The following is a 22317-nucleotide window of genomic DNA, read 5'->3' on the forward strand; positions in this document are numbered from 1 at the left end:
TCGATGGCGAAAGACCGCTTCGCTCCCGACTTCGACCCCGACTGCGGGGACACCGCCCTCACCCGCGGCCGCCAGGACATCGTCATCGGCCGCTGGCAGGGACTGCGGGAGCTGCTGCGGGTCACCGGTCGCGACTGGCTGGTCCGCGGCCATCGGACCCGGCTGCTCGCCCAGGCCTGTGCGGGCAGTTCGACCGTGGAGTCATGGCTGGCCGCCGAGCCGCACAGCGCCGACGCGCTGGTGCTGCGGGCGGCGACGGACACGACCCGGGCGTTCAACCTGGCGATCGCCGCGGGCCGGGGCGTGCCGATCGACCGGCGGCGCATCGACAGCGCGGTGCTGTCGTGCCTCAGGGCCGCCGACGCCTACCCGGAGGATCCGACCCCGTGGGTCTCGCTGATGTCCGTCGCCCGGCTGTATCCGTCGGGCGTACGACGGCAGGAACTGGCCCGCTGGTGGGACGAGTTGCACCAACGCGACCCGTACAGCGTGGAGGGCCATCTCCAGGTGCTGCACTACTACTCCTCGCGCTGGCACGGCACCCACGGCCTGATGTACGACTTCGCCCGCGACGCGGCCGGCGTGGCGCCGTCCGGCTGTCCGCTGCCGGTGCTCGTGCAGTACGCGCGCGTCGAGGAGTTCCGCTACGCCCTGGACGCGGCCCGGGGGCAGCATGCCTCCATGGGGCTGGGGCAGCACTGGAGCAACGACGGCGCCGTCAGTGACGTGCGCCGCACCTGGGAGCGCTGGATCATGGGCCGCACCGGCAACGGCATCGCCCCCGGCGAGCTGCGCGACGTGAACTACCTGGCCCACGCGGCCTGTCACGCGGGGGCCCACGACATCGCCGCGGCCCTGTTCCGGATGCTGGAGCGCCGGGCCACGCGGGCTCCGTGGGCGTACACCGGCGATCCGGAGAAGCAGTTCGTCAAGTGGCGCAAGGAGGTGGGGGTTCGCGGGTGACCCGGACGGCTCGCGCCCGTCGCGCTCACAGCGCCCCGCGCCGGACGAGGACCCCGAGCACGACCAGCCCGGGAAGCAGCGGCAGCCACACCGTCAGCAGTCGGTAGCCGAGCACGGCGGAGGCGGCCGCGGTGGCCGGGGCGCCTGCCGCGGTGAGCGCGAGGGCGAGCACGGCGTCGAAGGAGCCGAGGCCGCCGGGGGTGGGCAGCAGGGCGGCCACGGTGCTCGCGGCGACGTAGAGCAGGGCGACCCGGGCCGGCGGGAGAGGCAGGGCGACCGCTCGGGTGACGGTGATCAGGACGAGGCAGTGCAGCGCCACGAAGGCCAGCGATCCGCCCCACAGGCCCGCCGCCCGCGCCGGGCGGGCGTGGACGACGCCGACGTACGCCCGTACCGCCACCAGGGCCCGTCGGCACCAGCGCCTCAACGGGCCGGCCGACACCACCATCGCGCCGCCCGCCAGCACGCAGACGGTGAGCAGGAGTTCCCCGCTGAAGTGCGGGAGGTTCGGGAGGTGCGGCCTGCCGGGGCAGGCCGCGAAGAGTACGGCGACCAGGGCGCCGCGCACGAGCGCACCGGCCGTGCCCTTGACCACGATCGCGGTGGCCGCGTCGGCGATCGGTATGCCGCAGCGCATGAGCAGCCGCAGGGTCACCGCGCACCCGCCCAGTCCGGCGGGCAGGAAGTGGTTGGCGGTGGAGGCGGCGAACTGCCCTGCCACGAGCCGCCCCGGGGGGAGCCTGCGGGGCACCGCGCCCTGCAGCGCGAGCGCCGCGCAGGGCGCGGTGGCCAGGGTGGCCAGTGCGGCGACGAGCAGCCAGCCCTGGTCGGCGACGGCGAGCCGCACCGCGCCGGTCTCCAGCACCGGCCAGTGGCGCCGGGCCAGGCAGACCACGGCTGTCAGGACGACGAGGGTGAGGGCGGCGTGCCAGTACGCCCGTCTCCGCCGGGGTGCGGAGAGGAGTCGCTCCGACGTCATGCCGGTCCGCCCGCGCCCGGCGCCGGGGCGATGCGGACCTCCAGGCCGTCGAGGCGGTGGAGTTCCCAGTCACGGGCGTACCGGGCCGGTTCGCCGCCGGGGTCGGTGAGGGCGCCGACCGGGATGTCGCGGGAGGTGCGCAGGATGTCGGCCGTGGTGGTGTTGGCGTTGTGGCCGCGGGTCGCCCCGGAGGCGCAGCCGGTGTAGTAGGCGACGGGGATGGCCTCGTGCCCGGTGAGCAGACAGGGCGGGCGGACGCCGAGCCGGTGGAGCGCGGCGGCGGAGCGCGCCCAGGCCGCGCGGTCGGCGGTGGTGCGGTCCACGGTGCGGTCCAGGACGACGTACTGCACGGCCAGATGTCCGGCCAGTCCGAGCGCGATCACGGCGGCGGCCGCCGGACGCCACCGGCCGTTCGGCTTGGTGGCCAGATGGAGCAGCGCGTCGGCGACCGGGAGCGCGAGCAGTGCGTAGGTGGGAAGGAGGAAGCGGGGGGCCGCGTATCCGATCATGAACAGGTACGGGAAGGCGGCCGTCGCGGCGCAGGCCAGCGGGACCAGGGTGCGGGTGGTGCGGCCGGCCAGGACCGCGACCGCCAGTCCGTAGGCGGCGAGGAGGGGCAGGACGAACCACCAGGCGTAGACGACCGGGGTGGGCATCTCGCCGTTGCAGGGCCGGCACAGGGTGCTGCCGACCAGGCTGCGCAACTGGTCGTCGACGGCGAGGTTCCAGCCGAGGTCGCCCTGGATGCGGGAGGCCTGGTTCAGCCGCTCGCGCAGGCCGCCGTAGCTGACGATCGCCTCGATCACCCACTGGGCGCCACCGGCCACCAGGCCCGCCGTGAGGGCGCCGCCGAGCCGCCAGTGCCGTCCCGCCACCGCGAGTACGAGCAGCGGCAGCGCGACCCAGACGGCGTCGGTGGGCCGCATCCAGGCCATCAGCGCGGCGCCCGCCAGGATGCCCCACAGGGCGCGTCGGTCGGTGCGGTCCGCGCGGGCCCGCAGGAAGCAGGCGACGCAGATCAGGGCGCCGAAGGCGACCCAGAGGTTGGGCATGGCCTGCGGGCCGTAGAAGAGGGTCACCCACAGGGTGGCGAAGAGGGCTGCCGCGCCGGCCAGTACGCGGGGCGGGAACAGTCCGCGCCAGGCGCGCAGCGCCAGGTACAGGCCGAGTCCGGACAGGACGGCGAGATAGCCGCGCAGCAGCGGCGTGGACGACGACCAGGAGGCGACGGGCCACACCAGCAGGGGGACGCCACGCGCGCGTGGTGCGCTGAAGAAGGCGGCCGGAGCGTCGGTGCCGACCTGGCTGACGTACACCACCTCGTCCCAGCCGAGGCCGATCGAGGGCCGCACGAGCAGGAGTTGGGCGAGAGTGAAGGCGGCGGCCACGACCGCGAGCAGGCCGTGGCCGCGCGTCTGCCAGGACCTGCCGGACATGAACGCCTCGTCGCGTCGTCCCATGCTCACGACCATGGGCTTCGTGCCGTGCGCCATCGTCCGCCCCTCCCCCTACGCGCCGTAGGGTTTCTGAGCCCCGTAGCCAGGCGAGTGGGACAACGGGGAGCCGGAGAAACACCAGAAACACGGACAAACTAACCCGCAATGGACAGGTGTGCAGGGTGATGTTCGGCCAGGCGCCTGACCGGCCGGGTGACACACTCTGCTGTGTGGCCCCGACTTTCGACGATCTCCTCGCCCGCGCCCGGTCCCTCCCCCGCGACGGCCGCCGCGCCGTCCTCGGCATCGCCGGGAGCCCCGGGGCGGGCAAGACGACGCTGGCCGAGCATCTGGTGCGGGAGCTGAACGGCTCCGGTGCCCCGTGGGTCGCGCACGTGCCCATGGACGGCTTCCATCTCGCCGACGTCGAGTTGGACCGGCTCGGGCGACGGGACCGCAAGGGGGCGCCGGACACCTTCGACGCGGCGGGGTACGCGGCGCTGCTGCGGCGTCTGCGCGAGGAGGCCGACGGTGGGACCGTGTACGCGCCCGGCTTCGAGCGGGTTCTGGAGCAGCCGATCGCGGGTGCCGTTCCGGTGGAGCCGTCGGCCCGGCTGGTGGTGACCGAGGGGAACTATCTCCTGCTGGACACGGGGGCGTGGGCCCGGGTGCGGCCGCAGCTTGACGAGGTGTGGTTCTGCGAGGCCGACGAACCGGAGCGGATCCGGCGGCTGATCGCCCGGCACGAGGAGTTCGGCAAGCCGCACGAGCGGGCGGTGGCCTGGGTGCTGGGCTCGGATCAGCGCAACGCCGAGCTGGTCGCCGCGACCCGGGACCGGGCCGACCTGGTGGTACCGGGCACGGCACTGCCCGTCCCGCGGGGGCCGCGGCCCGCCCGCGCCGAGGTCTGACCCGGTGGGCCTCTAGGACGCCTTGAGCGTGAGCTCCGGCTCTCCGTGGGCGTCGCCCGCCGCCTCGCCGATCAAGGCGGTGAAGGCGTCGGTGCGGACCTTCAGGCCCGAACCGTCGCGTTCGCAGGAGAGTGCGCCGAACGGGCCCGACGGACCGTAGCGCACGGCGAAGACGTGCAGCTCCTCCGGGGCGCCGGGGGCCGGTTCGGCCTCCAGGGCCGTCGAGCTGACCAGGTGCCGCCAGCCCTCGTCGGGGTTGCCGTAGCCGCGGGGGTCGGCCGCCAGCGCGAAGGCCGCCTCCTCCTGGGTCCGGTCCGCGCGGGCGTCGAAGTGGTCCACGCCGTCCGACTGGGGGTGCGTCAGGCGCAGCGCGCCGGCCGACGTGACATCGCCGTCCGCCGTCCTGCGCACCCGGTCACCGTCGTCGGTGGCGTACGGCAGGCCGGCGAGCAGATACGGCGTCCCGGGGAGCTGCTCCACCGCGACGGTCACCCACAGGCTCGTGCCGTCGGTGACGTACAGGGACCGCACATGGCGCAGGACGTGGTCGCGGCCGACGACCGGCTTGGTGACCAGCTTGGCCGTGAGGCCGCCGGCGCGGACGTCCCGGACGCGTACCTCGCCCATCGGGCGGCAGAACAGGAAGCCGTCCGTCACCGGGCCGAAGCCGTGCTGCCGGTTCACCGCCGCCGGGAGGTAGTACGTGCCCGCCGCCTCGACCAGCGACGGGGTCATACGGTCGTCGAAGGCCACCGAGACCGTGCCCGCACGCAGTTGGTGGCGGGCCGGGAGCGGCGACGGGCTCCGGTGCCAGCGCGTGGTGTCCTGGATCTGCCAGACGAGCATCCAGGCGAAGTGGCCGTCGACTCCGCCGTCCGCCTGGACCGCGTGCCGGCCCCACCGGGAGTCGCCCCGGTAGCGGCCGAGGTCGGAACCGATACGCCGGCTGAAGTAGCGCAGGCCGAGGACCGACTCGAAGGCGCTGTGCTGCTCGCTGTAGCGCGGGCCGCCGTTGTCGAAGCCACCGTTGGTGAGGCGGGCGTCGATGTAGCGGGCCAGCGCGTCGCCGTCCTCGGCGAAGACCCTCTCGCCGCTGACCCGATGGGCCTGGGCGAGGAAGGACAGGGAGATCGGGCCGTAGTTGTTGTCGTATGCCCCGCCGTGCTCGGGAGGCAGCAGCGCGCCCCGGTCGGCCACCCGGTGGTCGCGGATCTTGCTGACGTACAGGGCGATCGCCCGCGCACGCACCTGCTCGCCCTGGCCCGGCGGGAGATGGCGGGCCAGCATCAGCCCGCCGACGACGCAACCGATGGCCTGGTTGCCGGCCTCCTGCGGATTGAAGAAGGTCGCCTCGGTCAGCCAGCGCCAGTAGCCGTGCGCCACGTCGAGGAGTTCGGCGCGCTGCTCGCCCTCGACGAGGCCCTCCGCCAGCTCCAGCACGTTGACGGTCTGGAGGAGCGCCCACACCGTGCTCGGCCAGTCTCCGATGGGGTGGGCGCCGGAGGCCAGGGTGTAGCGGGCGTAGGGCAGGGCGGAGGCGCGGGCCTTCAGATTGGGGTAGCCGGGGTTGTCCTCGGTGTACACCCGCTCGCGCAGATGGAAGGCGAGGCTGCGGCGCACGGCCTCCGGCAGGCGTGGGTCCCTGCCGCGCTGCCAGGCGAGGGCGAGGAGTGAGGTGATGCCGAGGGACGTGTCGCCGATGTCGTCGACGCGGTCCGGGTGCTCCAGGCTGCCCTCCGGCGTCAGCCGGGCCAGTGCCTCCTCCACGACACCGGCGAGGACCGCGTCGTACGCCTCGGGGCTGTCCGGCAGGTCGTGCAGCGGGCCGAGCTGCCGCGGGAGGTGCACGGGAGGGGACGGGTGGTGCACGGGGATCAGCCCTTCATGCCTGAGACGGCCATGGCGTGGTTCGTCGGGGTCACGCGACGGGTGCGGACCGGCGGGCGCGCAGTGCGACGGTCAGGGTGTGCGAGCCGAGTCCACCGATGTACACGCGGTTCCCGGTCGTCGCGTCGGTGCCGCCCACCACGGTGTAGTCCTGCCCGGGGTCGTACCGCAGTACGTCGCTCCGGTCCGGCCCGGCAAGCGGTTCGCCCGCCTCGACGTCGGCCTCTACCCGGATCTCGTCGTCACCCACCCGGTAGGTCATCGGCCCGGTCGTCAGGCACCAACGTCCGTCGCCGATCGGAACGGCGCCCTCTGTCACGCCGCCCGGCCGGAAGGTCAGTTCGAGGGCCCAGGGCACCCGTGGTCCGCTGATGTCGAACCGCAGGTCGGCACCGTCCTCCCTCAGGTCCACGTCGACGCGGGTCGTGTGGGAGACCTCGTCCCGGGGCCGGTCCGGGAAGGCCATCGCGGCCGAGAAGCGTCCCTCGTCCACCAGCCGGTAGACGCCGTCGTCGCGCCGCTGGTCCGGTGGGAGCGGTTGGTAGTACGCGGCCGTGAGGGTTTCGGTGAGCCGGTACCGGTTGTCGGCGAGCTGTCGCATGTCGGCGGCGCGGAACGGCCCCAGGTCGAAGAACCCCCGCGTCAGACGGACCGCGTCGAGGACGGCGTGGCCTGCGAACAGGCGCAGGAAGGTGGGGTTGCAGGCGAGGCCCGAGCGGATGCGCCGGTGCTGGGGCACGTCCGAGCCGCCGTACACCACCGTGTGCGCGTCGGCCGAGGCGCGTGCGGCGAGGCGTGCGGTGGTGATGTACCGGGTGCGCGGAAGTGTCTCCGCGTCCGGGGTCGGCAGGGCGCGGCACAGGTCCGGGGTGAGGAGGGTCTGGGCGAGCAGGTCGGGGTCGTCGATGCCGCCGGCGGCCGCCAGCCGCGCCGCCCGGCCGAAGTCGCCCCGGCCGGTGCGGATCGCGAGCAGCCGGTAGTGCGGCAGGTAGGGCGCCAGGTGGAACGGGTGTTTCTGGTCCTGTCGTCGCGAGTGGACGGTCTCCACCGTGCCGTCCGGCCTGATCAGGTCCAGGGTCGTGGCGAGATTGCGTTCGACGGCGTCCAGCAGGTCGGCGCGGCCGAGCACATCGGCCAGGAGCAGCAGCGAAGGGTTGGACACGTGGGCCGCGTAGTTGGCGCTCCGTTCCGAGTACAGGCCCTCCGCGTCGATGTCGACGCCCTCGGAGAGCCACTCCTCGACGCGGTCGAGCAGCCGGTAGTCGGGGAACGACCGGTGCAGCCGGGCCAGCGCCGCGCACAGCTCCCAGCGGTGGTTCGGGGTGTGCACCCCACCGGTCAGGAGAGCGCCGGAGGCGGCGCCGGCGATCTCGGCGAGCGCGGCCGTGACGTCGTGCAGTTCCGGCCCCGCGCCGGCGGCGAGGACGTGCGCGTCGCACACGTCGTTGACGGTGAACGCGGAGTCCGGTGGTGACTGCACGTTGTCGCCGCCGGCGAAGAGGCCGGTGGTGGTCTGCGCGGCCCGCAGGGCGCGGAGTTGGGTCATCGCGGCGGCGACGGCCTGCTTGCCGCCGTGCAGTTCCGAGTCCGGGGAACGGTATGTCGCGACCAGAGTCTTCACCCGCCGCGCCAGGCCGCGGTGCGGCACACCGGCGGGTTCCTCTTCGGGGTCGGCCGCCAGCGGCGCGGCCAGCCGGTCGGCGGCGCGGGCCGCCGACCGGACGAACTCGTGGTCGAGCGGGGTGGGCAAGGTCAGTCCTTCAGTCCGGCATTGATGTCTGCGTTCATGACGTACTTCTGGAACACCAGGAAGACGACGATCAGCGGGACCATGGAGATGACCGATCCGCCGAGCAGCACCGACCAGTTGATGTTCTGCGCGCCGACGAGGCTCTGGATGCCGATCTGCACCGTGAACTTCTCGGGGTCGTTCAGCATCAGCAGCGGCCAGATGTAGTCGTTCCACCGCCACTGGAACGACAGGATGGCGAGCGTCAGCATGATGGGCCGGGAGAGCGGCACCATGATCCTCAGGAAAATCGACAGCTCCCGCGCGCCGTCGATGCGGGCGGCCTCGATGAGCTCGTCGGGGACCGTCAGGAAGAACTGGCGGAACATGAAGCACCCGGTCGCGGTGAGCAGAGCCGGGAGGATGATGCCGGCGAGCGAGTTGTAGAAGCCGAGGTCACGGACCACCAGGAACAGCGGGGCGAGCATGACCTCGGCCGGCAGCATCGTGGTGGCCAGGATGCAGACGAAGAAGGCCTTGAGCCATTTGTTGTCGTACTTGGCCAGCGCGTACCCGGTGCAGCAGCTGACTCCCACCGTGAGGATCGTCGCGATCACACACACGAGGGTCGTGTTGATGAAGTACTGGGAGAAGTTGGCGCTTGCCCACGCTTCCTTGTAACCCGACACGGTGGGGTCGTCCGGGAACAGCGTCAGCGGAAGGGCGAACAGGTCTCCCGCCCGCTTGAAGGAGCTGAGGACGAACCACAGCACCGGAATCCCGTAGAGGGCCGCCAGGACCCACAGCAGTGTCGTCGCGGGAATCGCGCGCCGAAGCCCGCCGGTTGCCGAGCCACGGGGCCTCTTCTTGGAGACGGCCCGTACGGAGTCGGCGTCGACCTTGCGCGGCATGTCTGTGGTTGTCATCGGTTCTCCACCCGCCGGTTGACCATCATCTGGATGATCGCGACGGCCATCAGGATGAGCATGAGCACGAACGACGCGGCGCTCGCGTAGCCGATCTGGCCTGCCTTGAACCCCGTCTGGTAGATGTACTGGACAAGCAGGTTGTTCGACGTTCCAGGTCCGCCGTTGTTGAGGGAGGCGAACACCGCGTATTCCTTCATCGCGTGGATCGTGTTGAGCAGGACGACGATGAAGGAGGTGGGCGCGATGCTCGGCAGTGTGATGCTGATGAACTGGCGCCACGGACCGGCGCCGTCGAGCGCGGCCGCCTCGTAGTACGACGTCGGTACGTTCTTGATCGCCGCGATGAACAGCAGCATGGAGAAGCCCGTCCAGGCCCAGGCCGCCGCCACCACGACCACGATCAGTGACAGGTCCGCGTTCGACTGCCAAGGAACGGCGCTTCCGCCGACCTTCTCGATGAGGTAGTTGACCAGTCCGAAGTTCTCACCGAACAGCCATCGCCACAGGACACCCACGATGATGGGCGACAGAAGCCACGGGATGAAGAAGAAGAGGCGGGCGACCGACGCGCCCTTGGCGTGCTTGCTCACCAGCACGTTGGCGATGAGCAGCGACAACACGAAGTTCAGCGGAACGAAGAGCACGGTGTACAGCAGCGTGCGGGTCGTCGCGGCGTAGAAGGTCGAGTCCCCGAGCAGCTTCTGGTAGTTGTCCAGTCCGACGAACTGGAACGCCCCCACGCCCGTGTAGTTCGTGAAGGAGTAGACGAGCCCGATCACCGCCGGCCAGACGAAGAACAGCGCGAAGAGCACGACATTGCCCGCGATGAGGACGAGCGGCGCGAGGGTGTACTTGCTTCGTCTCCTGGGCGGGCTCACGGACACGTCCGAAGCGTCCGAGGCGCGTTTTGTCATCTTCCTGACTCCGTGCTGGTGAAATGGGTTCCTGGGGCAGGTTCAGGCCATGAGCCGGCATCACGTGGAGTGGAGTCCGCGGGCCCGGGCGGCGGGGTCGAGACACCGCCGCCCGGGCCTGCCGGCCTACGCTCAGCCGCCGACCTGCTGGTTGTAGCCGGCCACGATGTTCTGCAGGGCCTTGTCGGCCGACTGCTCGCCGTTGATCGCCTTGCCGAGTTCCGCCTTGGTCGGGTCCTCGGTGAGGCTCTTGCCCTTCAGCACCCAGTTCGTCTGCGCGCTGTTGAAGTAGCCGGAGATCGGGTCGTAGAGCGGGATCGACTCGTTGTACAGCTTGAACGCCGCCTGCGCCGCCTCGGACTCGAAGGGGTACTTCGGGTTCAGACCGCTCTCGACCGGCAGGAACCCGGACGCCTCGCACAGCGCCTGGTAGTGGGCCGGCTCGTACAGCCAGGACAGGAACTTGCTCGCGGCCGTGGCCGCGTCGGCGTTGTTGTTGAAGCCCACCGTCATGCCGCCGCTGTTGACGTCGCTGGCCTGCACCGGCTGGGCGGGAGTCGGGACGCTCGCCCACTCGAACTTCTTGATGCTCTCCGCGAAGGCGGGAACCTGCCACACGCCGGACCAGTAGGCGACGACGTCACCGCTCTGGAACATGGCGGACGGGTCGGCGCCGCTGGTCCACACCGACTTCGGCATGGTCTTGTCGTCGTTCCATCCGACGAAGGTGTTCACGGCCTTCTTGGTCGCCGCGTCCACCGAGAACTTGCCGGAGTCGTCGGCGTGGACGTACTTCCCGCCCATCTCGTACACCATGGCGCGCAGCCGGGACGGCGACTGGTCGAAGGTCAGGGAGTACTTGGCGTCGGTCTTCTCCCGGACCTCGTTGGCCGCCTTGATGAACTCGGTCCAGGTCCAGGTCTTCTGGGGCGAGGTCGGGAAGGAGACGCCGGCCTTCTCGAAGAGCGACTTGTTGATGAACATGCCGGACGCGGTGACGTCCGAGGGGATGGACAGCACCTTCCCGGACGAGTCCTTGGCGACGAAGTTGCCGTTGATCTTGTTGGTCTTGTTGTTGGCGATGTCCTTGAGGTCGATCAGCTTGTTCGACCAGATCGGGTCCAGCTTCGGCACCGCCGCCACGTCGGGCAGGGAGTTCGCCTGCGCGGCGTTGCGCAGCTTGGCGTCGTAGCCGTCGTAGGGGATGTTGACGAGCTTGACCTTGACGCCGGTCTCCTTCTCGTACTGCGCCACCATCTTCTTCCAGCCCGCGTCCTGCCCCGGAACCGTGGAGATCCAGAACGTCAGCGACTTGGAGGTTCCGCCCGACTCGGATCCCCCGCCGCAGGCGGAGAGCAGCAGGGCACCTGCCGTGGCCACGGCAGCGAGGGGGACCAGGCGGCCTATGCCGCCGCGGCCGAGTCGGCGGGAGCGCCGCACACCCACAGTGGTCATCTTCGATCCCTTTTCGTCGTAGGGGACGGAGCACGGCGCCGACCGAGGCGGCACGGGTGCATTTTGCAGGAAAGTTCGCTTTCCGGGGGCGCGGCCTCGCCCGGCCGCGTCATCCACGCGGGGCGATGTCCCCGGCCGTCCTGGCCGTCACCGCACGGGCACGCCCTCGTGCGGTTGCCGTACGTCGAGTACGGGCGGGACGCTCGCCCCAAGTCGGCGTCCCGGCCGACTTAGAAAGCGCTTGTCCGGACATTGGCAGACCGAGTCCGAAACCGTCAATCCTTCATCCGTGCTCCCTCGGTCACGGTTTGGACTCCTCGGGCGACCGCGAGGCGGGCGGCGCCCACGACGGTGCCGAGATCACCGACCTGGCTGCTGACCACTTCGGTGGGCCAGCTCAGCCGCTCCAGCTCGGCCCGCACACCGGGCAGGAGCTGCGGAAACGAGCCGGTGCTGCCGCCCAGGACGAGCAGCCCGGGGTCCAGTACGGCGGTCACGGCGGCGGCCAGCCGGCCCACGTCCACGGCGTGCCGGTCGACGACCGCGCGGGCCGTGGCGCTGCCCTGTCCGGCCAGCGAGAACAGCCGTTCGGCGGTACGGGGGCACGAGCCGTCGGATTCCGGCCAGGCCTCGGCGGCCCGGCGCAGCAGGGAGCGGGCGCCGATGTACTCCTCCAGGGCCTCGTGGCGGGGCTGCAGGCCGTCGTCCCAGGGGTAGGGCAGCCGGGCAAGCTCTCCGGCCGCCCCGTTGGCCCCGGCCAGCACCTGGCCCCCTACGACGATGCCGAGACCGATACCGACGCCGATCCGCAGGTAGCCGAAGGTGTTCCGGCCGCGCGCCGCGCCCTCGTGCAGTTCGGCGAGCGCGGCGCAGTTGACGTTGTTCTCGAGGTGGACGGGCACCCCGGGCGGCAGTGCCACGGCCACCGCGTCGAAGACCGGGCCGGCCTTGGCGGTCGCCGGGCGCATGCCCTCCTCGGCCCGGGCGGTGACGTCACCGACGGCCACGACGATGCTGCGGAGCGGGGCGTCGGCGGGCAGCGCGGACAGCGCGTCGCGGACCACGTCGGCGGCCTCGGCGCGGGGCCCGGAGGCCTCGGCGAGCAGGGTGCCGTCCAGGGCGCAGGCGCGGACCCGGGTGACGGCGGGGCCGAGGTCGACGGCGAGCACGGCGCCCGCGGCCGGACCGAGACGGTATACGGCGGCGCTACGGCCCGTACCGCCCGAGGAGGTACCGGAGTGGGCCGCGAGGTGGACGCCCTCCAGTTCGGCGACGGCTGCGGAGACCGTCGGCTTGGACAACCGCGCAAGGCTCGCCAACTGCGGCCGCGTCGCGGCGCCGGCCTGGGCCAGCACGGTGAACACAGCGCTGGCGCTTTCGGTCAGTCGGGGGGCTCTTACCACGTCATCATCCACAGTTCCCCCAGGTCACAGGCCGCTCTCCCGGGCCGATCGGCTCGGCGGGAGGCGGCGATGGGTTGCTCCGGCGGCATGCGTTCCCGACCCGGACGGGGGGCCCGGGAAGTCGGGTGCGTGACGCCTATTGACACGCACTGTACTTCGTTAGTTAACTTCCTAACGAACGTCACGGTACTCGCCTGCCGTGGTCCGTCCAGAGGCCCGTCCCGGGGCTTCCCTAGTTCTCCAACCGGCTTGCCCTCCGGCACGGTTCGCCCGCCGTCGCAGCACACAGCGCATCGACGAAAGAGGATCCGTGCAGGACACCCCTTGGTCCGGCCCTCTGGTGGTCGGCATCGACGTGGGCGGCACCAAGACGCATCTCCGCGCGCTCACGGGCGACGCTCTCGTGGCCGATCACGTACGTCCCAGCAGCGGCTGGCGGCCCCGCGACCCCGTGGCCGCCGCCGGCTGGCTGGCCACGCTGCTCACCGAGGCCCTTCCCCGGGGCGTACGCCCGTCCGCTCTGGCTGTCGGCGCCCATGCCTGCGAGACCGCGCGCCAGTGCACGCAGATCCGCACCGCTCTCCAACTCCACTTCGACATTCCCGCCCTGATCGTGGGCGACGCCGAACTCCTCGTGCCCGCCGCGGGCCTGGACAAGGGGGTCGGCCTGGTCGCCGGCACCGGGTCCGTCGCGGTGGGCCGCCTCCCCGACGGCACGGCCGTCCAGGTCGGCGGCTGGGGCGCGCTCCTCGGCGACGAGGGCGGCGCCGCCGGTCTCGTCCGCGAGGCCGTGCGCGCCGTATGGGCGGCGCACGACCGCGGTGAACAGCCGGACGCGCTCGCGCTCGGCCTGCTCGCCGCCTTCGACGTCCCCGAAGTACCCGGGCTCGGCGCGGCCCTGGAGGCCGCCACCGCTCCCTCCGCCGAATGGGGCCGGCACGCCCCGGCCGTGTTCGCCGCCGCCGAGGCCGGTTCGGATCTCGCCCGCACGGTCGTGGCCGATGCCGGGCGCGCACTGGCCGCGCTGGTCGGACGGCTCGCCGCCCGCGGGGTGGCGGTCGACGACGTCGTCGTCGCGGGGGGCACGGTCCTCGCCCAGTCCTCGCTGTACGACGCCTTCACGTCGGCGCTCGCCGAAAGCGTTCCCACAGCACGCACACAGCCTCTGCGGGCGGCGCCCGTCGAGGGGGCCGTGGCCATGGCCCGTTCACTCGTGTGACATTCACCGGCCGTCGAGTCTCCCCCGTTCCGACATGACTCGCCCGTAGATCTTCGCTCGTACGACTCCCGGCCGCACGGCCGCAGAACTCGAGAGAGGCCCCACTCATGCCGTCATCCGCCGGGCAGCACACCGCCGTACCCACCATGAGACGACGGGGGTTCCTGAAAACCTCCCTCGGCGCCTCGGCCGGCGTCCTGGCCGCCCCCACGTTCGCCTCCTGGCTGGCCGCCGCGGACGCGAAGGCCGCGACCGCCCCCGCCGCGTTCGTGGACGACTACAAGTCGAACGTCCTGACCAACCTGACGCCCGAGACCAACGCCGTGGTGCGGGTCCTCGGCGGCATGGCCGAGGTGTGGAAGACCGGCGCCGCCTGGAACACCGGCACGCCGCTGCGGCCCGACGTCCTGCGCGCCAACATGCGCTACTGCGCCTGCGTCACCCAGGCGCGTACCGAGGCGCAGGCCAAGGATGCCTTCGTCTACGACCGTCAGCACCAGAGCTACGCCATGATCGGCGGCCTGGGCCCGCTGGCCGCCCCCTACCGCTCGGGCGCCAAGGCGGTCACCTCGATCACCAGCGCCCCGGACACCACCCCGGCCACCACGATCAGCGACGCCGTCCCGGCCGGCGCCCCCGCCGGTTCCGCGATCGGCGCGGGCTCGTACGACTCGGAGCTCGGCAAGGTGGCCAAGCTGGTCGACACCGTGCGCGGTCCGTTCGCCTCCGGCAACCCGGGCAAGTACGCCTTCCAGTACCCGCGTCCGTGGCGCATGAACGAGAACAGCGAGGTCGTCGACACCGGCAGGACCGACGCGCTCGGCTTCCCGGTGTACGACTCGGAGGTCGTGGTCGTCACCCAGTTGCTGCGGCAGCGGAACACCTCACCGACCGACGACGGCGGCTTCCCCAGCGGCCACACCAACGCCTTCCACCTGGCCGCGCTGGCCTTCGCCTACGCCGTGCCGGAGCGCTTCCAGGAGCTGGTGACCCGGGCCTTCGAGCTCAGCCACACCCGGATCATGTCGGGCATGCACTCCACGGTCGACGTCATCGGCGGCCGGATCATGGCGACCGCGCTGGCCGCCGCCACCCTGGCCGACCCGGCGAACGCGGACCTCAAGGCCGCCGCCCGCGCCCAGGCGCTGGCGTACTTCACCCAGCAGACCGGCACCACGCCCGACACCCTCTTCGCCTACGCCCACTCGGACGCCTCCGACGCCTACGCGGACCGGGACGCCAACGAGCGGGCCCTGACGCCCCGGCTGACCTACGTGCTCGAACGCGAGGGCCGCGGCAAGCCGTTCACCGTGCCGAAGGGCGCGGAGGTGCTGCTGGAGACGCGGCAGCCGTACCTGAGCGCCGACCAGCGCCGTGAGGTGCTGCGCACCACCGCGCTGCCCTCCGGGTACGTCCTCCTCGACGGCTTCGAGCAGTGGGGCCGGCTCAACCTCTTCGTCGCGGCGGACGGTTACGGCGCCTTCGACACCGACGTCACCGTGACGCTCGACGCGGCGGCCGGCGGCTTCGGCGCGGCGGACAGCTGGCGCAACGACATCCGCGGCGAGGGCGGTCTGACCAAGCGCGGCACCGGCACGCTCACGCTGACCGGGCACAACCGGTACCACGGCGGCACGGTCGTCGAGGCGGGTGTGCTGGTCGCGGGGTCCGCGAACGCCCTCGGGCAGGGCGACGTACAGGTCAAGGGCGGCACGCTCCGCGCGGACAAGGTGCTGCGGGTGCGCGGCTCCTACGTCCAGGACGGCGACACGACCCTGGAGTTGCCGCTCCGCAAGAACCACGGTCCGGCCCTCGAGGTGTCCCGGCGGGTCGTGCTGGGGCGGGGCAGCGTGCTGTCGCTGCGCCTCGACGCCGAGCGGCCGCCGGTCGCGGGGACCACGGTTCCCGTCATCGAGGCGTCGCAGCTGCGTGGCCAGTTCGACCGGATCGAGCTGAACTCCGACAAGCTGCGCGCCGTACCCGTCTACACGGCGGAAGGTCTGTCGGTACGACTTCTGAAGCGGTAACGCCGTCCCCGGCGGGGGCTGGTGCAGAGTGGGCCCATGGCCGGCTCCGGATCAGCTCCCGCAGCCGCGGGCCCGACGGTGCCGCGGAGCGGATGATGGCGCTCGAACAGCACTCGACCTCGGCGCCGGAGGCGCGCGCCGACCCGCCCGACGCGCTGTCCTCGCGGTCTCCTTGGCGGCGCCGGCTCGTCCCGCTCCTGGTGGTCCTGCTGCTGGGCCAGATGGCCGTCGCGATGGTGACGGCCGCCGTGCAGCAGACTCCGACGATCGACGAGCCCGTGTATGTGGGCACCGCGGCCGAGTATCTGCACGAGCGCCGACTGGTGCACAACCCCGAGCATCCGCCGCTGGGAAAGCTGGTCATCGGCGTCGGCGTCGCGCTGGCCGATCCGCAGGTCGACCGCTCCTTCACCGGCGACCAGGGCCGGTTGGGGCGGCATCTGCTGTACGAGTCCGGGAACGACCCCTGGCGGCTGATGCTGTTCGCCCGGCTCCCCGTGATCGTCCTGACCCTTTCGTTCGGGTTGATCGTTTTCGCCTTCGCCCGTGAACTGGCCGGTGCGGCGGGCGCTTTGACGGCCCTCGGCCTGTACACCTTCTCCCCCGACGTCATCGCCCACGGCTCGCTCGCCACCTTGGACGTCCCGGCGGCCGGGTTCGTGCTGGCGTCGGTCTGGCTGCTGTGGCGGGCCCGTCGCCGGCCGCGGTGGTACGTCCCGTTCGCCGGAGTGGCGCTCGGTGCGGCTCTGGCGACGAAGATGAGCGCGTTGGCGGTGGTCCCGGTGGTACTGGCGCTCACCGCCCTGTCGGTGTGGTGCGCGAGGCCGTCGGCCGAGCCCCGCCACAGGGCGCTGGTACGGGCGGTCGCGGGCGCCGGCGTCGTGGCCCTGGCCGCCGTCGCCGTCGTATGGGCGTCGTATCTGGTGGTCGATCCGCGCCTGCGCTGGGCGCCGCAGCAACATGTACCCGTCGTGCACGGGCTACGGGGACTCGTGGTGGATCTGCTGCCGTTCCCGGAGGCGTACCGGGACGGGATGCGCGTCCAGTTCGGCTTCGAGAACCACCCGTGGCAGGGCTTCCTGTTCGGCCGGCTCTACACGGGCTCCTTCTGGTACTACCTGCCGGCCGCGCTGCTGGTGAAGACGCCGCTCGGCATGCTCGCCCTGTGGGCGGCGGGTGCCGTCGCGCTGGTGGCCGTACGGCGGCTGCGGCCCGCGGCGCCGTATCTGCTGGTGCCGGCCGCCGTGCTGCTCGCCTCGGCCATGCTCGGATCGCGGGACTTCGGCACGCGGTACGCCGTCTTCGTGCCGATGTTCCTGGCGGTGGCGGCGGGCTGCGTGCTCACGGTGCGCCGGCGGGGGGCGCCGGTCGCGGTGGGGGCCCTGGTGCTGTTCGTCGCGGTCAGCTCGCTGCGGACGTACCCGTACTACCTGCCGTACTCCAACGAGGCGTTCGGCGGTCCGGCGAGGACGCATCTGCGGTTGCACGACTCGAACGTGGACTGGGGTCAGGACCTGGGCCGGCTCTCGGACCGGCTGCGCGAGCGGTACCCGGACGAGCGGATCTGGCTCGTGTACAAGGGCAGCGGAGTGCCGTCCTTCTACGGCATCCACGCCGCCGATCCGCGCGAGGTGCCCGCACGTGAGGTGCGTGGACTGCTCGTCGTGTCCGATTCCTCCGTGGCCAAGGCGACCGGACGGCTGGCCGAATTGATCGACAGCAGTCGTCCGATCGACACGGTCGGCCATTCGATCACCGTCTATCGGCGCTGATCACGGACCTCGCGGACCTCGCACCATCCCTGGTCGCCACGGTGTGTGAGCTATGTTGAAGCACTGTGGAAGACAAAGGAGGCGCCCTGCCATCGCCGCAGCAGGCACGCGCACAGGCATCCGCGATCACTTCGGGAAAGACGGCTCCGGAAGCGGAGGCATCCCCGACTTCCCAGCTCAGGACGCTCTTCGACCAGCCCCGTCTGTCCCCCGGACAGCGACGCATCGCCCAGTACCTGATCGAGCACATCACCGAAGCGGCGTTCCTTTCGATCACCGATCTCGCCGAGCGGGTCGGTGTCAGCCAGCCCTCGGTGACGCGTTTCGCCGGTGCGGTGGGGTTCAGCGGTTACCCCGCGCTACGGGAGAGGCTCCAGGCGATCGCCCTGGCCGGCCTCGCCGGGGGCCCCGCGGCGGCCGAGGAGAACGGCGCCAACGAACTCCAGTCCGCCGTGGACGCCGAGATCGAGAACCTGGAGAACCTGCGGCGTGACTTCGCCGACCCCGACCAGGTGATCGACATCGGCCGCAAACTGTCGCAGTCGACCCCGCTGACCATCCTCGGGCTGCGCATCTCGGCCTCCCTCGCCGAGTACTTCGCCTACGCGGCGCGCCGCGTCCACCCCGATGTGCGGCTGGTGACCCACGGCGGCAGCGTCGCGTACGACGCGCTGCTCCAGTCGCGTGAGGCCGGCGGCACCTGGGTGCTGGCGTTCTCCATGCCCCGGCACGCCCAGGAGACCCTGACCGCCGTACGGGTCGCGCGCAGCGCCGGTCTGAAGGTGGCCCTGATCACCGACCTGGCGCTCGGCCCGGTGGCCGACACCGCCGACATCGTCTTCGCCACCGGCACCGGCTCCCGGCTGGTCTTCGACTCCTACGCCGCGCCCGGTGTGATGGCCGCCGCGCTCCTCCAGGCCATGACCGACGCCGACCCGGAGCGGACGCAGGCGCGGCTGGAGGACTACGAGCACATCTCCGACCAGCACCAGTTCTTCCTGCGGGACTGATCACCCCGCGACCGGTCCTTCGGACCGCCTGCCCTCACGGGCGAGCACGGCGCACCCCACTCCAGCCGAACCACCACACCATGGGGCTATTCCTTTCAAATCACGCATGAATGTTTTCATGCGCCTTGAAAAGCGGACGGCATATATAAATACTTCACACGCACGCAACATCCGCCCGCCGAAAGCAGCCGGTCCGCTCATGCGCACGTCACCCCATCCGTCGTGCGACCGCCGTCCGCTTTCCGGGCTCCTCAACGAACACCCCGTTGCCGCCGTCTCCTACCCGCGTCGGCGCTCGGGACGTTCGGTCGGGCATCGCCTGCGCGAGCGCCCGTGGCGGCGGCCCCGGTCATCCCCTAGGCCGGGGCCGCCCCGACTCCGTCGGACACCCCAGACGACGCCGCACACCCGGAAGCGATGACCATGACCCTGACGACGACGCGCATCAGCTCGGACTGGCCGTGCCAGGTCAAGACCCCCGGTTCCTACGACTGGGAACGCTCGGCGGCCAAGTGGCTGCGTGAGCTGGTGCCGGCCCGCTACGCCAGCTACCCGGCGCTGATCCGCCACCCCGTGCTGCTCGCCCGCCATGCGCAGATCCAGGTCCAGAACGAGATCCGGGTCGCGCGCACCGCGCTCCAGACCGCACGCGCCGACCTGCCCGCCCTCGGCATGCCCGAGTCGGTCATCGAGCACACCATCAAGATGTACGCGGCGGAGGTCATGCAGCTCCAGCACATCGCCCGCAGCGTGCGCGCGGTGTCCCAGGCCCTGGTCGACCGCGGGCGCTGACCGGTCGTCACCGTTCGCCACCGGGCGGGCCGGTAGTCAGGACGCGCCGGCCGTCGCCGCACAGGTGACCTCCGCCGAGGGGGTACCGGACTCCGAGGTGTCGGCGATGAACCCGAACGTGACGCTCGCACCGGGCGCCAGCCTTCCGTTCCACGAGGCGTTGGCGACGGTTGCGGCGCCGTCCCCCGTCGTGGTGAGGGTGCCGTCCCAGACCTGGGTGAGGCGGGCGCCGTTGTCCGGTACGACGGTCGCGGTCCAGCCGGAGACGGGCGAGGCGGGCGCGTTGGTCACGGTCACCTCGCCCTGATAGCCGCCCTGCCAGCTGTTGACGGTCCGAAAGGACGCGGTGCAGGCGGAGGAGCCCCCGGGTCCGCCCGAGTCGCCGGCGCCGGGTGGGCCAGGTGCGCCCGGGGTGGGCTCGGCCGATGTGGAGGCGGTGACCGACGGGGCCGGATCCTGAGCCTCGGCCGCCGCGCCGTCGCCGCGGCCGGAGAGCAGCAGCGCCCCGCCGAAGCCGACGACGGCTGCCGCCGTCACGGTGACCGCCAGGGCGGCGCGCCGAAATCCGGGGCCGGACCCGGCCGGACCGGAGCCGACGCCGCCGCCTGAACCGCTGCCTCTGCCGCTGCGGCGCGGTGCGATCCTCGTCTCCTCGACGACGGGCGGGAGTTCCTGTGTCGCGTCCTCGGCGCCGGGCAGGGACCGGGGCACGGCCACACTCTCGTAGCCGTTGCTGTCCTGCTCCATCTCCTTGAACAGCTCCGCGAGGGCGTCGGTGCGGCGTGGGCGCAGGACACGGATCGGTTCCAGGGCCGAGCCTTCGTCGGGTTGCGCGGGGTCGGGCCTTGTGGACACGCCGATCTCCTTCCGTCCCGTCTTCACGGGCTTCACCATTCCCCGGGAAGGGATACGCGGTTGCCGTCCCGCCGGTTCAGCGAGAGCGCCCGGCGCCTCCCTGATCCGCCGCCCGCAAACGATCGATACGGTCAACTCGGTATCGCCCGTTCCGTACCGGCCGTCAGGCCCCCGTGGCGAGGAACCGGCGAAGAGACTCCTTCATCGCGGCCACGAAGGCGTCCCTTCGCGTGTCGTCCAGGGCGTCCAGGGACAGATAGGGGTTGAGGTCCTCCAGCTCGACCAGCAGCAGCTCGCCGCCCGGCGCGCGGCAGGCGTCGACGCGCTGGATGCCATGCCCGAGGCCGTTCCACTCGATGAAGCCCCGGGCGAACTCCACGTCACCGTCGGTGGGTTCGTACGGCTCCAGCTGCCAGCGCCGGTCGGTGTGCGGCGCGTACAGGGCGTACTGGAAGTCGTGGTCGACGAAGTAGAAGGAGACCTCGTACGTGAAGTCGACGCGGGGCTGGACCAGCACGTCCCCGTCGACCAGCTCGCGCACGCCCTCCGCGGAGACGATCCGCAGCCCGATCGAGTCGGCGCCCAGCTTGGGCTTGACCACATATCGCTCGGTGTCGGGCAGAAGGTGCAGGTCCTCGGCGCGGTCCACGGTGGGGATGACAGGGTGACCCGCGGCGGTCAGGTCGAGCAGGTACTGCTTGCCGGCCATGTCCGCCTTGCCGGACAGCGGGTTGTACACGCGTGTCCCGCCGGCGATCGCGCGGCGGCGGAAGTCGTCGTACACGTCCTGGTAGGCCAGCACCGGGCCGCTGTTGCGCACGACGACCACGTCGAAGGCGGCCATGAGCGCGGCCGCGTGCCGGGGGTGGCACAGGGCGACGTCGAAGTCGTCGCGCAGCCGGGAGGTGAGGAGGATGTCCTCGTCGCAGTAGCGGCGCCCGCGTGCCGGGTAGGCCAGGTCGGTGACGTACAGGACGCGAGATCGGGCGGGCGGCATGCGGGGCTCCTCGGCTGCGGCGGCAGCAGATCGTATGCAGACCGCAGCTCACCGAACAAACGTCGGATCAGTCGAGGTCACAGGCCCGCCGGCCACGAGCTCCCGCCCGCCGATTCCCTCCAGGCGGCGGTCACCTTGCCCATCCGCGCAACCCGCGGACAGCACTGAGTACCCTGCGAGCAGCGCACTGAGTGCCATGGGCCTCGCTCTGGTGCTACGTTCGCGTTCATGAGCTCCAGCAGTGCGGCGCCCGGTCGCGGTGAGAAGGCGGAGGCCGTGGCGGCGAAGCCCCCGATGCGGGAGGCGCTTGTCGCGGCTGCCTTCCAGCTGTTCCTGGAGCGTGGCTACGAGCAGACGACGGTCGACGACATCGTGGCGTTGGCCGGTGTCGGGCGGCGGTCGTTCTTCCGCTACTTCCCGTCCAAGGAGGACGTGGTCTTCCCGGACCACGAGCGGTGTCTGGCAGACATGACGGCGTTCCTCGGCGCGAGCGGCGAGGAGCACGAGCCGGTGCAGCGGGTGTGCGACGCGGCCCGGCTGGTGCTGCGCATGTACGCGGAGAATCCGACCTTCTCGGTGCAGCGCTATCGGCTCACCAAGCAGGTGCCGGGGCTGCGCGCCTACGAGCTGTCGGTGGTGTGGCGGTACGAGCGCGCCCTCGCCGAGTATCTGCGCCGGCGTTTCGCGGGCCGGCGCGACGGGACTCTGCGGGCCGATGTGATCGCCGCCGCCGTGGTCGCGGCGCACAACAACGCGCTGCGCTCCTGGCTGCGCTCGGACGGCCAGGGCGATGCGACCGCCGCGGTGGATCACGCCCTGGGGTATGCGCAGTCCTCCTTCGGCGTCGCCCCTGCCCCGCGTTCGGCCGACGAAGCCGCGGACGATCAGGCCGAGGACGTGGTGGTCGTGGTGTCCCGGCGCGGTGCGCCGCTGTGGCGGGTGGTGCAGGAGATCGAGACCACGCTCGGGCGCGACTGACCCGTATTCCCTCTCCACTCATATTCAGGGTACGCAGTGCCTTTACGAGTGGCACTGAGTG

The 22317-nt window shown here is 71.7% G+C and carries 18 protein-coding genes; 8 read left to right on the forward strand and 10 right to left on the reverse strand.

Translation table 11 applies throughout. From position 1 onward, the window contains the following. Positions 1-3: 3 nt before the first annotated feature. Complete coding sequence (locus ADK36_RS01535) at positions 4-963, forward strand: hypothetical protein (RefSeq protein WP_048578906.1); 960 nt, start codon at positions 4-6, stop codon at positions 961-963. Between the two features lie 25 nt (positions 964-988). On the opposite strand, the gene ADK36_RS01540 is transcribed toward ADK36_RS01535, so the two are convergent. Together ADK36_RS01540 and ADK36_RS01545 are read right to left on the reverse strand one after the other, a co-directional pair. After that, entirely contained in the window at positions 989-1942 is a 954-nt protein-coding gene (locus ADK36_RS01540; protein ID WP_048578907.1) for a lysylphosphatidylglycerol synthase transmembrane domain-containing protein, read from the reverse strand. Beyond that, a complete protein-coding gene (locus tag ADK36_RS01545; RefSeq protein WP_107086812.1) occupies positions 1939-3402 on the reverse strand; it encodes a hypothetical protein in 1464 nt (487 codons plus the stop codon). Before ADK36_RS01545 ends, ADK36_RS01540 begins: the two co-directional genes overlap by 4 nt. Positions 3403-3608: 206 nt before the next feature. On the opposite strand from ADK36_RS01545, the gene ADK36_RS01550 reads away from it, so the two are divergent. Further along, positions 3609-4289, forward strand: coding sequence for a nucleoside/nucleotide kinase family protein (locus ADK36_RS01550; RefSeq protein WP_107083592.1), 681 nt, complete (start codon positions 3609-3611; stop codon positions 4287-4289). 12 nt (positions 4290-4301) lie between these two features. On the opposite strand, the gene ADK36_RS01555 is transcribed toward ADK36_RS01550, so the two are convergent. The 6 genes from ADK36_RS01555 to ADK36_RS01580 all read right to left on the reverse strand — a co-directional run bounded on the left by ADK36_RS01555 (position 4302) and on the right by ADK36_RS01580 (position 12606). Beyond that, positions 4302-6137, reverse strand: coding sequence for a hypothetical protein (locus tag ADK36_RS01555; protein ID WP_048578909.1), 1836 nt, complete (start codon positions 6135-6137; stop codon positions 4302-4304). 70 nt (positions 6138-6207) lie between these two features. After that, positions 6208-7926, reverse strand: coding sequence for a hypothetical protein (locus tag ADK36_RS01560; RefSeq protein ID WP_048578910.1), 1719 nt, complete (start codon positions 7924-7926; stop codon positions 6208-6210). 2 nt (positions 7927-7928) lie between these two features. After that, complete coding sequence (locus ADK36_RS01565; protein ID WP_048578911.1) at positions 7929-8831, reverse strand: carbohydrate ABC transporter permease; 903 nt, start codon at positions 8829-8831, stop codon at positions 7929-7931. Then, positions 8828-9748 (reverse strand): carbohydrate ABC transporter permease, encoded by a 921-nt coding sequence (locus ADK36_RS01570; RefSeq protein ID WP_048578912.1) that lies wholly within the window; start codon positions 9746-9748, stop codon positions 8828-8830. The genes ADK36_RS01565 and ADK36_RS01570 overlap by 4 nt, the downstream gene beginning before the upstream one ends. 132 nt (positions 9749-9880) lie before the next feature. Beyond that, positions 9881-11203, reverse strand: coding sequence for an extracellular solute-binding protein (locus tag ADK36_RS01575; protein ID WP_048578913.1), 1323 nt, complete (start codon positions 11201-11203; stop codon positions 9881-9883). Positions 11204-11478: 275 nt separating this feature from the next. Then, entirely contained in the window at positions 11479-12606 is a 1128-nt protein-coding gene (locus ADK36_RS01580; RefSeq protein ID WP_234329620.1) for an ROK family protein, read from the reverse strand. Between the two features lie 310 nt (positions 12607-12916). On the opposite strand from ADK36_RS01580, the gene ADK36_RS01585 reads away from it, so the two are divergent. The 5 genes from ADK36_RS01585 to ADK36_RS01605 all read left to right on the forward strand — a co-directional run bounded on the left by ADK36_RS01585 (position 12917) and on the right by ADK36_RS01605 (position 19426). Beyond that, entirely contained in the window at positions 12917-13825 is a 909-nt protein-coding gene (locus ADK36_RS01585; protein ID WP_048578915.1) for a BadF/BadG/BcrA/BcrD ATPase family protein, read from the forward strand. 107 nt (positions 13826-13932) lie between these two features. Continuing rightward, on the forward strand, positions 13933-15852 hold the full coding sequence (locus ADK36_RS01590; protein ID WP_048578916.1) for a phosphatase PAP2 family protein: 1920 nt from the start codon (positions 13933-13935) through the stop codon (positions 15850-15852). Positions 15853-15944: 92 nt separating this feature from the next. After that, positions 15945-17624: a phospholipid carrier-dependent glycosyltransferase gene (locus tag ADK36_RS01595; RefSeq protein ID WP_107083575.1), complete on the forward strand. Its 1680-nt coding sequence runs from the start codon at positions 15945-15947 to the stop codon at positions 17622-17624. Positions 17625-17710: 86 nt separating this feature from the next. Next, entirely contained in the window at positions 17711-18634 is a 924-nt protein-coding gene (locus ADK36_RS01600) for a MurR/RpiR family transcriptional regulator (RefSeq protein WP_048579220.1), read from the forward strand. Positions 18635-19051: 417 nt separating this feature from the next. Beyond that, the gene (locus ADK36_RS01605; RefSeq protein ID WP_048578917.1) at positions 19052-19426 is read left to right on the forward strand and encodes a hypothetical protein; all 375 of its coding nucleotides are present in this window, start codon (positions 19052-19054) and stop codon (positions 19424-19426) included. A gap of 36 nt (positions 19427-19462) precedes the next feature. On the opposite strand, the gene ADK36_RS51190 is transcribed toward ADK36_RS01605, so the two are convergent. Both ADK36_RS51190 and ADK36_RS01615 read right to left on the reverse strand, forming a co-directional pair. Then, on the reverse strand, positions 19463-20281 hold the full coding sequence (locus ADK36_RS51190; RefSeq protein ID WP_338060769.1) for a cellulose binding domain-containing protein: 819 nt from the start codon (positions 20279-20281) through the stop codon (positions 19463-19465). 163 nt (positions 20282-20444) lie between these two features. After that, positions 20445-21278, reverse strand: a complete 834-nt coding sequence (locus tag ADK36_RS01615) for a hypothetical protein (protein WP_048578918.1) — start codon at positions 21276-21278, stop codon at positions 20445-20447. Between the two features lie 228 nt (positions 21279-21506). Between ADK36_RS01615 and ADK36_RS01620 the strand changes: the two genes are divergently transcribed. Beyond that, positions 21507-22256: a TetR family transcriptional regulator gene (locus ADK36_RS01620; protein ID WP_048578919.1), complete on the forward strand. Its 750-nt coding sequence runs from the start codon at positions 21507-21509 to the stop codon at positions 22254-22256. Positions 22257-22317 lie beyond the last annotated feature (61 nt).

Source organism: Streptomyces viridochromogenes, assembly GCF_001270495.1.
Classification (GTDB): Bacteria; Actinomycetota; Actinomycetes; order Streptomycetales; family Streptomycetaceae; genus Streptomyces; species Streptomyces viridochromogenes_A.